The organism is Psychrobacter sp. T6-1 (genome assembly GCF_052258445.1).
Map to the genome: position 1 here is coordinate 1 of NZ_JBQQFC010000069.1, position 10756 is coordinate 10756.

General features: G+C 44.4%; 8 protein-coding genes. 7 read left to right on the forward strand and 1 reads right to left on the reverse strand.

Going from position 1 to position 10756, the window contains the following annotated elements:
• The first annotated feature begins 217 nt into the window (after positions 1–217).
• The 4 genes from ACTXGO_RS05890 (at position 218) to ACTXGO_RS05905 (ending at position 4872) form a co-directional block, all read left to right on the forward strand.
• Positions 218–1156, forward strand: a complete 939-nt coding sequence (locus ACTXGO_RS05890) for a hypothetical protein (RefSeq protein ID WP_443573677.1) — start codon at positions 218–220, stop codon at positions 1154–1156.
• Between the two features lie 30 nt (positions 1157–1186).
• A complete protein-coding gene (locus ACTXGO_RS05895) occupies positions 1187–2173 on the forward strand; it encodes a TatD family hydrolase (protein WP_443573679.1) in 987 nt (328 codons plus the stop codon).
• 5 nt (positions 2174–2178) lie between these two features.
• Complete coding sequence (locus ACTXGO_RS05900; RefSeq protein WP_435949470.1) at positions 2179–2979, forward strand: tRNA threonylcarbamoyladenosine dehydratase; 801 nt, start codon at positions 2179–2181, stop codon at positions 2977–2979.
• 159 nt (positions 2980–3138) lie between these two features.
• Positions 3139–4872 carry a GAF domain-containing hybrid sensor histidine kinase/response regulator gene (locus ACTXGO_RS05905; RefSeq protein ID WP_443573682.1) on the forward strand — a complete coding sequence of 578 codons (1734 nt, stop codon included), beginning with the start codon at positions 3139–3141 and terminating at the stop codon, positions 4870–4872.
• An 82-nt stretch (positions 4873–4954) separates the two neighbouring features.
• Here the strand turns inward: ACTXGO_RS05905 and efp are convergent, their stop codons facing one another.
• The gene (efp, locus tag ACTXGO_RS05910) at positions 4955–5527 is read right to left on the reverse strand and encodes an elongation factor P (protein ID WP_435949468.1); all 573 of its coding nucleotides are present in this window, start codon (positions 5525–5527) and stop codon (positions 4955–4957) included.
• A 178-nt stretch (positions 5528–5705) separates the two neighbouring features.
• On the opposite strand from efp, the gene epmB reads away from it, so the two are divergent.
• The 3 genes from epmB to ACTXGO_RS05925 form a co-directional block, all read left to right on the forward strand.
• Positions 5706–6713 carry an EF-P beta-lysylation protein EpmB gene (epmB, locus tag ACTXGO_RS05915; RefSeq protein ID WP_443542833.1) on the forward strand — a complete coding sequence of 336 codons (1008 nt, stop codon included), beginning with the start codon at positions 5706–5708 and terminating at the stop codon, positions 6711–6713.
• Positions 6714–6957: 244 nt separating this feature from the next.
• A complete protein-coding gene (locus ACTXGO_RS05920; RefSeq protein ID WP_443542832.1) occupies positions 6958–8781 on the forward strand; it encodes a hypothetical protein in 1824 nt (607 codons plus the stop codon).
• A gap of 161 nt (positions 8782–8942) precedes the next feature.
• Positions 8943–10756: diguanylate cyclase domain-containing protein (locus ACTXGO_RS05925; protein WP_443573683.1), on the forward strand; the 1814-nt coding region annotated here is incomplete at its 3' end.

Genomic DNA, 10756 nt, shown 5'->3' on the forward strand with positions numbered 1-10756 from the left:
CTGCTCACAAAAAGAGTGAGGATCATCCAAGTTCTTCTAAGATATAAAATGGAAGTTCAAGCAGATATGCTTTTCTTTAAAGGCAATTTTTAAGAGGGAGTTTTTAGACAATCAGAAACTATTCAACATTATTTGATACATAAAGCTAATATTCAATCTACCTCTATTTAATTTGCTATGCTAATATTTTAACTCCTCAATTCTAGCGGTCGCTCCTATGAATGCCCAGCACTTTGCCCGCGCCCATCCTATACTGATGTCGATAGCTTTTGCACTGCTGTGCATGACTCTGCTTGGGTGTAAGCCAAAGCCGCAGTCTATGTTTGAGCGGCAGGCAGAGGGGGAGTCCGCGCAAGAGATTGGCGCTACTATTAATGATGCGTCAGATACCAAAGTAGCTATAGTCGATGACGCCCGTCCCACTACCAGTAAGAACTTGGCGACTTCAAACATTGAGATTATCAAGCAGCAGGCCCTCGCGAGCCAGCCCAATTGCGACATCAAACCCTGTCAGTACTTTGAGCTTAACATTGTAGATTTTTCGCCCAAGCAGCCGTGGCTCACTAGTATTATGTGGCAAACCATCGCTCATGTTCTCGCGCCTGAGATGCCGCTGGCAAGCCAAGATGAGGCAGCCAAAAAAATTATTTTGATGCTGCTTAACCAAATTGAGTATGGTGAGGGCACGGTGAGCACGCTACCTATGTATCAACGTATCGATACCGAAGTGGTATTCAATCCTGTCTCTGACCTAGCTAATATAGATAGTACGCCCACAGGTTATCTGGCTATTCGCTCAAGTGTGTCCAAGGACGATAGCCATGAGCAATTTAATTACATCATGCTCGATATGCAAAAAAAATTACAGCTAAATATCGAAGATATTTTATTGCCTGAGGCGACGCCTGATGAATTACTCGCGACTTTTCAAACCGCTAAAAAAGACTGGTTAACCTTGCAAGGGGTTGAGGCGCAGTACCTTGATGACTGGCCACTACAGCTCTCAGAGCAGTGGTATCTAGATAAAGAGGGCTTGCACATGGTGTATCAATCAGGCGAGCTTTTAGAGGATAATGCTGGTGCTGTCGATTTATTGGTGCCTTATGTACTATTGCAAAAACTGCTCAAACCCAGTTATAGAGTCTATAGCAAATAGACCTCTTAATTATTGATTATGGAGGCATCTATGCCCCGCACCAGCTCAATACTCGAAGATATGCCTAGTTATCCTATGATAGACACGCATACTCATTTTGATGCGCCAACCTTTGATCATGATAGACTCATGCAAGCGAAGATAGCCTATCAGCGCAGGGTGCACCATTTGGTGCTAGTCGGTTATTTGCATACTCATTTTGAGCGCTTATACGCCTGTCAACAAGCGCTATCAGCGACCTTCGTACATGATAAAGCGGATATGCTGGACAATAAAGAGCAAGTACCCAAAGCGCATATTGCCCTCGGTCTGCATCCTTTTTATATTGATCAGCACACTGAGGCGCACCTGAGTGATATGGCGCACCGTTTAAACGCTAAGCGCCCATTGGCTATCGGCGAGATAGGACTTGATACTTACACCGATGCAATGAAAGCACCTGATATGTTTGCCAAACAAAAGCAATTTTTTAAGGCGCAGTTAGATATGGCAGTTACTCATCAGCTGCCCGTGATGCTACACATTCGTAAAGCGCACGCTGACACTTTGGCTATTTTAAAAGCGCATAAATATGACGCGCATACCCTTGGCGGTGTGGCTCATAGCTTTAGTGGCGGTGAGCAAGAGGCCAAAGCCTTTGTCAAATTAGGCTTTAAGCTTGGGGTAACAGGTCAAGTGAGTAACCCTAATGCCAAAAAACTGCGCCGCGCTATTGTGGCGGCGGTTGCAACTTATGGCACTAGCTGCCTAGTGATAGAGACCGACTGCCCAGATATGATGCCTATTATGTGTCAACAGGCGCAAGTGGACCTGCCTGCATCAGGTCAAAGTCCAGATGATGAATGGCAAGGGGTGACTACCCACAACAGAAACGTACCTGCCAATTTGCCTTGGGTACTACTAAGTTTAAGTGAGCTATTGGATGTTACTCCTGAGGTACTAGCGCAGCAGCTATGGCAAAACAGCTGCATGGCGCTAAAAACCTCATGGACTTATCCAACCAACGAGAGTCTTTAATCCTTATGAGTCAAGTAGCAAATAGCCAGTATGAACGCCGATTTAAAGGTACCAAAACGCTCTATGGTAGAGCAGCCGATGTATTTTCGGCAGCTCACGTCTATGTCATCGGCGTCGGCGGCGTCGGGTCATGGGCCGCTGAAGCATTAGCGCGCACGGCTGTAGGTAGCATTACGCTGATCGATTTGGACGTCCTGGTCGCATCGAACGTCAACCGTCAACTGCCCGCTTTAGACAGCACCTTTGGTGTGAGCAAAATAGAGGCGATGGGTCAGCGCATACGCGAGATCAATCCAGAGGCCAATGTACATCTGATCGATGATTTTTTGACTAGTGATAATGTAGAGGCTCTATTGCCAAGTCGCGCGCAGGCAAATCTTGCCGCCAAGCAAGGCCGTCCTATAGTCATCTTAGACTGCGTTGATGATATGAGTGCCAAGCTCGCTATTGTACTGCACTGCCGATTTAACAAGCTTAAGCTCATTTGTGCAGGCGGCGCAGGCGGCAAGATAGATCCGCTACAGATCACGGTTAGTGATTTGCGCGATACTTATCAAGATCCGTTACTGGCCCGTCTACGCAACAAATTACGGCACGAAAAGTGCATTAATAAGGAACTAAAAGAAAAATTCGGTGTCAGATGTGTGTATTCTACAGAGCCGCCAAAAGTGGACAAAAGCGCTCAAGTGGGCGGCTTGCAGTGTGGCGGTTATGGTTCAGCGGTCGTTGTGACTTCAGTGGTGGCAATGATTATGGTAAGTGAGGCGCTGTCAATAATCACTAAGCTGGCACCAAGTACAGAGTAAGATGCGCCCCTAGTGTCTAATGCTTTTGATATCAGTAATAGCAACCTTAGTTATAGTAAGGTTAGTAATAGTGGTAAAACTAAAAAGAGCTATGAGTATTAACAGTGGGCGTCATATCAATATGCATATCGGTACTATTATTCAGTCGTGGAGAGCGTCTTGTCTATATTAAATTATCCCATAGCGATAGATGAAGCAGATCGTATTGACAAGCTGCATAAATATCAGCTACTAAACAATGATTATGATCCCGCTTTTGCGCGTTTGACAGAACTGGTCAAACTGTTCTTTGATGTGCCGATTATCACGATCACTTTTATGGATGAGCGCACGCAATATCTAAGATCGCCTCACGGTATGGAGGGGGCTTGTAGCACTACGCGTGAGGTGGCGATTTGCAACTATACGGTATTATCCAACGACGTCTTTGTGGTGGCAGATTTATCCAAAGATAGCCGCTTTGTAGACAACCCCTTGATCACAGAGCGTCCTCATTTGCGTTTTTATGCTGGCGCGCCTATTTTGTTGTATGAGGATAATAAGGTATACCGCCTAGGCTCTTTGTGTCTTATGGACACTCAGCCCAATCACTTATTTGATGATGAACAAGCTGAGCTGCTGATCAAGTTTGCTGCGATGGCCTCAGATGCGCTGGCGCTACAAGAGAGTCAACGCATTGCCAAACATGCCAATAAAATGAAATCAGATTTTTTGGCCAATATGAGTCATGAAATACGCACGCCGATGAATGGCATCATAGGTATGATCGATATGCTTGGCGAGACTGAGCTGAGTTTTGAGCAAAAAGAGTATTTGAACAATATAAAAGTATCGACTGAGCATCTACTTGCCATTATCAATGGTATTTTAGATTTATCCAAAGTTGAATCTGGCAAGATGGTCATCGACAGCGTACCGATGAATTTATCGACGCTGTGTAACGAGGTAGTCAGCCTATTTGCAGCAAAAGCTCGTTTGCGCGGACTCACTTTAAAGTATCACTATAGCGAATCGCTATCTGCTTATGTACAAGGCGATCCTGTTAGAATCAAGCAGATAGTCGCCAACCTTGTCAACAATGCCATTAAGTTTACGCGCGAAGGCGGGCAGGTCATTATTAATGTTGAACATGCCTCGACTCTCGGTAACGACGACAGTGCAGATGACCGAGTAACAGAGCAAAAGCCTATGACGGTAGGTATCGAAGTTATCGATTCAGGCGTCGGGATCAAACCTGAGTCCTTAGACGCTATATTTGATGCCTACAATCAAGCCGATAGCTCAACCCACCGGTTATACGGTGGTACAGGTTTGGGTCTGTCCGTATGCAAATCTTTGGTTACCTTGATGGGCGGCTATATCGAGGTTGAGAGCGAGGTTGGTGCTGGATCTACTTTTATGGTTATGCTGCCTTTGACGACCATTGACAAAGAGCAGTATGATGATTGGCAGTTGACGCATGATAATGGCGCTCATGCTACCAGCACCCAGCGCACAGGCCATATACTTTTGGTCGAAGATGATAACGTCAACGCTGTCATTGCCAAAAAGGCCTTAAGAGATGGCGGGCATATTGTGACCCATGTCACTGATGGTCAACAAGCGATTGAACATTTTGCGTTATATCCTAAGCGCTATGACATTATTTTGATGGATCATCATATGCCAATTATGGATGGGGTGCAGGCGACCATCAAATTACACGAGCTCTACGAGCCGCAATCGCTACCCCCGATCATAGCGCTGACTGCAAATGCTATGGATGGTGAGCGCAAAAAATACCTGATGGTTGGGATGCAAGACTATTGCACCAAACCCTTTAAAAAAGATCAGTTGAATGCACTGGTGCAGTATTGGCTGATGCACAAGTCCTCAATGGTGGATGAGTACTAATACTAATAAAAAAGCTTAGCCGTCAATTTGAGGGCTAAGCTTTTTACGTGTCAGTTTTTGGTTTGATATGTTGTCGTCAGATTCAGCTTACGCGAGTTTGATAGTCGCCGGTACGGGTGTCTACTCGTACTACTTCACCTTGTTGCACAAATAAAGGCACGCGTACCACAGCGCCAGTCTCAAGCGTGGCTGGTTTGCCGCCGCCGCCTGAGGTGTCACCGCGAACGCCAGGATCGGTCTCTGTAATTTGTAGCTCTACAAAGTTTGGCGGCGTGACACTCAAGGGCACACCATTAAATAAGGTGATCACGCACGAGGCGTTGCTATTATCTTTGAGCCACTTTTGGGCATCACCAATCGCCGTTTTGTCCGCCTGAATTTGCTCAAAGGTCTCTGAATCCATAAAATGCCAAAATTCACCATCATTGTACAGATAGTCCATATCTGTATCGATGACGTCAGCGGCCTCTAGGCTATCGCCTGATTTAAAAGTTTGCTCTAATACCTTGCCGCTGCGTAGATTACGTAGTTTAACGCGGTTAAAAGCCTGACCTTTGCCAGGTTTTACAAACTCGTTTTCCATAATAGAACACGGGTTGCCATCGAGCATGACTTTTAGACCGGCTTTAAACTCATTGGTAGAAAAACTTGCCACAAGAGACTCCTAAGGGTTGTCAGTATTAAAAATTGCCAAATAAAGGGATAGATACTCGTTTAGTCTATATTACATCAGGTTAAGTTTGTATTAGGGTTAGTCTATATTTTGGTAGGGTGCCTATTAACCGCGTATAATATCGGCTTTTAAATATAGATGTTAGGTGCTAGGTGCTGTCATGATAAACCATTTAATCACACAAAAAAACTGGCAAACACAATTATCCGAAGCCATCACCTCAATCGATGAGTTACTAGTGCTGCTAGGTCTTGAATCACTGCGTGAACAAGTCTATACCCCAGAGCATTTCAAAATGCGAGTACCGCGTGCCTTTGTCACAAAAATGAGAGTAGGAGACGCTGATGACCCACTACTTAAACAAGTACTGCCAGATAATCAAGAACAAATAGCTGTGACAGGGTACGTCGCTGATCCGCTCGCTGAAAATGAGCAAAATCCTATCAAAGGTATGCTGCACAAGTATGAATCTAGGGTGCTTTTGACCATTACAGGGGCCTGCGCTATTCATTGCCGCTACTGTTTCCGTCAGCATTTTGATTATAATGCCAATATGCCAACGAGTGCCGTGCAAGAAGAAATCATCACTTATATCAACGAGCATCCTGATATCAGTGAAGTGATACTAAGTGGCGGCGACCCCTTAAGTATTAGTAATCGCCGTCTATTTGCGTGGCTTGATACCCTAGAGTCTATCGAACAATTGACGACTATTCGTCTGCATACTCGTTTACCGCTCGTCATTCCTGAACGACTCGACAATGAGCTACTAGAGAGACTCGCGCAAAGCCGCTGCCATATCGTTATGGTCATTCATTGCAATCATGCTAATGAGATTGATGAGCATACCTCAACGTACTTAAAGCGCGCACGCGCAGCTAATATTATGCTGTTAAATCAAACAGTTCTACTGGCTGGAATTAATGATGATGTGGATACTCAGGTAGATTTAAGTTTACGATTATTTGCCGCAGGGGTACTGCCTTATTACTTACATATGCTAGATAAAGTGAAAGGAGCTGCCCACTTTGATGCCGACGAACGGTCGAATATTGAGCTTTACTGGTTAATGCTAGCAAAACTACCTGGATACTTAATGCCCAAGCTGGTTCGCGAGTTGCCGAACAGACCTTTTAAGGTGCCCGTTGACATTTACAAGATTAACTAAAGTTGGCACCATAGTATGTTTAAATTGTAAAACAGTACTCGCCGCTCTGCGCAGGGATTACTTCGTTATGAAGGCTACATTTTTAGTGATCAAGAACGCCTTATACAATTTATCAATAGAGAAATACTTTCGATATATCAATTCGTATTCGTGTATAGTTCCATTATATTCTATTAATTAATTATACAATTTTACATATTGACCACGTATAACGTTATTCTAGTATTTCTACTAAGGAGTTTTTGTGGCCACTTTGTCAGCTTTTCAGAAATACTTATCGACTAAGAACTTACTACCCCAATCATCACGTCAGTATGTGCATGGTCAAGAACAGCAACTGCGTGAATGGACCTTCCATTTATCTTCACAATCTCAAAATGAGCAAGCGCATCAATTAGAAGAGGTACTCGCTGATCTAGCGGCTTCTGATTTAGAAGACGATGAGCGTCTTAAATTGGTCGCTATCGTAATGAGCGCTACTAATAAGCTAATTGTTGATCTGCGCAAATATTATATCTATGAAACAGGGGCTCTCAAAGCGCACCAAATGAGATATGTCTCTCAAGTTGAGTCGCTGTATTATGCAGCCATACTAGTATATGACGGTATCATACAGCGCTACCTAGAGCGTGATAGTCAAGCGATTATCAGACCTAAGAATGGCTGGATACGCTATTTCACACATACTAAAGCCCCTACAATCTCGCCTCTATCTATAGCGATCTATGAATCACTGAGCCTTTATCAAAAACTATTGGCACAAAAGGCGATTTGCTATCAGTACCTGCCTTCTAACATTTGGCTGGGTATCAATCAGCTGTATTATATTGCTGATCAGTACAATCTAGCTCATGTTGATCTAAGCAGCGAGGTTGTTATCCGTCATGCTGATACCATTCATAAACTATATGTACAGATATGTTTGCACAGCTTATTAAATGTACGCTCTTTGGCGCGCGCTGATATTTTATTGCTACAACGCTTATTACCTGAGTGGGCCAGTCACATCGATGCGACGACTAATCCTGAGACCAACACTCGAGTATTTGTCGATTTGCACAGCGATTATCCACCAACTTATTTTACGGGGCACTCTAGGATTAATCCTTATAAAAAAGAGTACGATTGCGTGTTTATTGAGCTTGCGCCGCTGGCAAGTTATCTACAGGCGCGCCGTCCTGCTTTAGCCGCTGACGGAAGTGAGATGGCTATTCAGTTTTTGATGGGCAAAATATGGTCGATGCTCTCATATCGCTCGTATCGCTATATTCAGCAGCAGCAGAGCTCTATTAGTAAACCCAATACCAAGCAGCGCGCTACTATTACTACAGGTTTTAATAACATTCATTACCAAGCGGCTGGCGAAAAAAGCTTGATGAGCTTGATTGCGCTACAAAAGATTCCACTTGAGTGGCGACCTCGTTATGATACGCAGCCGGTAGAAGCGAGCTATAAGCGCAGCATAGCTGCTGACGTTTTTTCTACTACCGATTCGGCCTCACCCTTTAGAACCTTGCACTTACTACCAGATCTAGCTGATTTTTCCAGTCAGCCCTCAGATGAGTCTTGGCTCAACATAGAAGACGCCATCAAACCTGAGGCTACGAGTTTTTCTAATGCGATTTATGGCGGCGTTAATAGTACAGCGCCGCCATCTCTCAAGCTTATGAATCTCTTTTTGGTCTGCTCATCCGACAAAAAAGGCGATCATACCGATCGCGCTATAGGCGTGGTACGCTGGGTGAACATCGAGCAGCAAAACCAACAAGGTGGTAGTCTATCTGGCACGAACGAAGAGATAGAGTGGCAGATACTCGGCCACAAGTTTAGTGCTTGTGCGTTACGCTTAATCGATAGGGGCGCGCGTAACCAGCACCTTATCCCAGCGATAATCATCGGTAGTGACGCCAAGCTTCAGACTAAATTTAGCTTGCTTATGCCAACGCACAATTGGAGGGTCAATGATAGAGTTATGATCTGTATTAATGACAAGCAGCAATCTTTGCGTCTGCAACGCAAACTATTAACCACTGAAGAGTTTAGTCAGTTTGAGGCCGTTTATATCTAAATGGTATGGCCCCCTTAATAGTTAGTCTTAGTAGAGTGTTAGAGGTGTCAGTCAAATTTTATTATGATGTCAAGCCAAGTGGTCGCTGACTAAATTATTGCTTAAATCTACAGATGCTTGTACTCTAGTTTTATGTTTTAAGACATCATAAAAGGCTATTTATGCGTACCCCATCTGTTTTGAACCTATTATTTATCGATGATGATCAACTATATGCTGAGCATGTAGTGCAGCGTTTGAGCGCCTATTACGATGAGATCAATTTAGGGTTTTTGGACGATAAAGAAGAGCTGCTAAAGTCCTTGCGTCAGCAGTGGGATGTCTTGGTATTTGGCAAAGCTTATGACATGAGCTTCACTGATGTTGTCGGTATTATTCAAGAGCGTAGTATCGATCTACCCACAATAGCATTACTCGGTAAAAGTGACTCTACTGCTCCTACCAAAGATAGCCAAGAGCTACCGACAGTTATTAATAGTACGATGGTAAAATCCTTGTACACGGATAATGATAGCTGCATCGTAATGGCAATATGTTTGCAGCACGATAGTTTGCGCAGTCGCCGTCAACTCAAAACCCTGCGCCATGTCCTATCAGAGGCCGAGCAGCGCGCCAATATCTTGATCAAAAATTCCAAAAGCGCTGTCGCTTATTTAGATCAAGGCATACATATTTTTGCCAATGAGCCTTATCTAAAGTTGTTTGGCTTTAATGCTATGGACGATATCATTGGTGTTCCGGTCATCGATCTTATTGCAGGCACTGATAACGTCAAAGGCTTTAAGCAGTTTTTAAAACAGTTTGATAAAGGTAATCGCTCGCAAGTTGAGTTTAACTTTGACAGCTTACGTGTCGATGGCACAACCTTTAAAGCAAAATTGCAACTGGCAACTGCAACGCTAGATGCCGAACCTGTCACTCAAATTATCATTCAACAAAACAGTCACAATAGCGCTGAGATAGCCAAACGTTTGGCTATGGCAGAACGTAAAGATAGCTTGACGGGGCTGAATAATCGCCGCGGTTTTGAAGAGCAGCTCGACTCGGTACGTAAGCTGGCCATACAGAACAAGTCAACAGCAGGACTGCTGTATATTCAACTTGATAATATAGGTAAAATCAGAAGCAGTTTGGGGCTACAAGGCGTCGATGTAACCGTCCAGCAGGTGGCAGGTGCTTTGAGTAAACTTGCGCCGCAAGACTATATTAGCCGCTTTAGTGACACCTCATTTGCCCTATTAACAACTGATACCTCCACTCAAAAGCTAAGTGCCCTTGCTGAGCGTATTGGGGCACATATTAGTGAGATGCTAATCGAGGTGGACAACCATACGACGCATACTACCGTGAGCATAGGGGCTGTCAAGATTGAGCAAGGGGCTGCCCAGCCGCAAGTACTGCTAGAGCGCGCGATAGATGCGATCACGCACATTATGATAAAAACCACCAATCAAGGTAATACCTATCATCTGTACGATCCAAGTGAGCATGCCAACAGCGATGATAGTGCGCTAGCTGAAGCACTCGTTGACGCTATCGCTAACAACCGCTTTGAGCTCCTGTTTCAGCCAATCTATGATATCAATTATGATCGCAGTGACTTTTTTGAGGTGTATCTGCGCCTGCCGTTACTCGATGCTGACAATACGATATTGAGCCCCGATCAGTTTATGAGTGTTGCCAAAACTCATGGACTACGTGAAAAAATAGATCGCTGGGTACTGATCAATGCCTGCAAAAAAATCAGTACCGTGCGCAAAACGCATCCCCAAGCACGTCTGCTTGTGCAGCTCACTAGCGCCTCACTGATTGACAAAAAGCTGCCTAATGTCGCAAGTCAATTGATCAATGCAGTCGGTGGCAAAGCTGGCGTATTAACTCTGCAATTTAATGAAAAAGACGTTGTTGACCACCTTATTATTGCCAAGTCACAATTTGCAGCGCTGAGTCAGGCCAGCTGTGATGTCGGTATGCA

Coding starts and splice junctions, on each gene's coding strand:
- ACTXGO_RS05890 (WP_443573677.1), top strand. CDS start 218: ATGAATGCCCAGCACTTTGCCCGCGCCCATCCTATACTGATGTCGATA.
- ACTXGO_RS05895 (WP_443573679.1), top strand. CDS start 1,187: ATGCCCCGCACCAGCTCAATACTCGAAGATATGCCTAGTTATCCTATG.
- ACTXGO_RS05900 (WP_435949470.1), top strand. CDS start 2,179: ATGAGTCAAGTAGCAAATAGCCAGTATGAACGCCGATTTAAAGGTACC.
- epmB (WP_443542833.1), top strand. CDS start 5,706: ATGATAAACCATTTAATCACACAAAAAAACTGGCAAACACAATTATCC.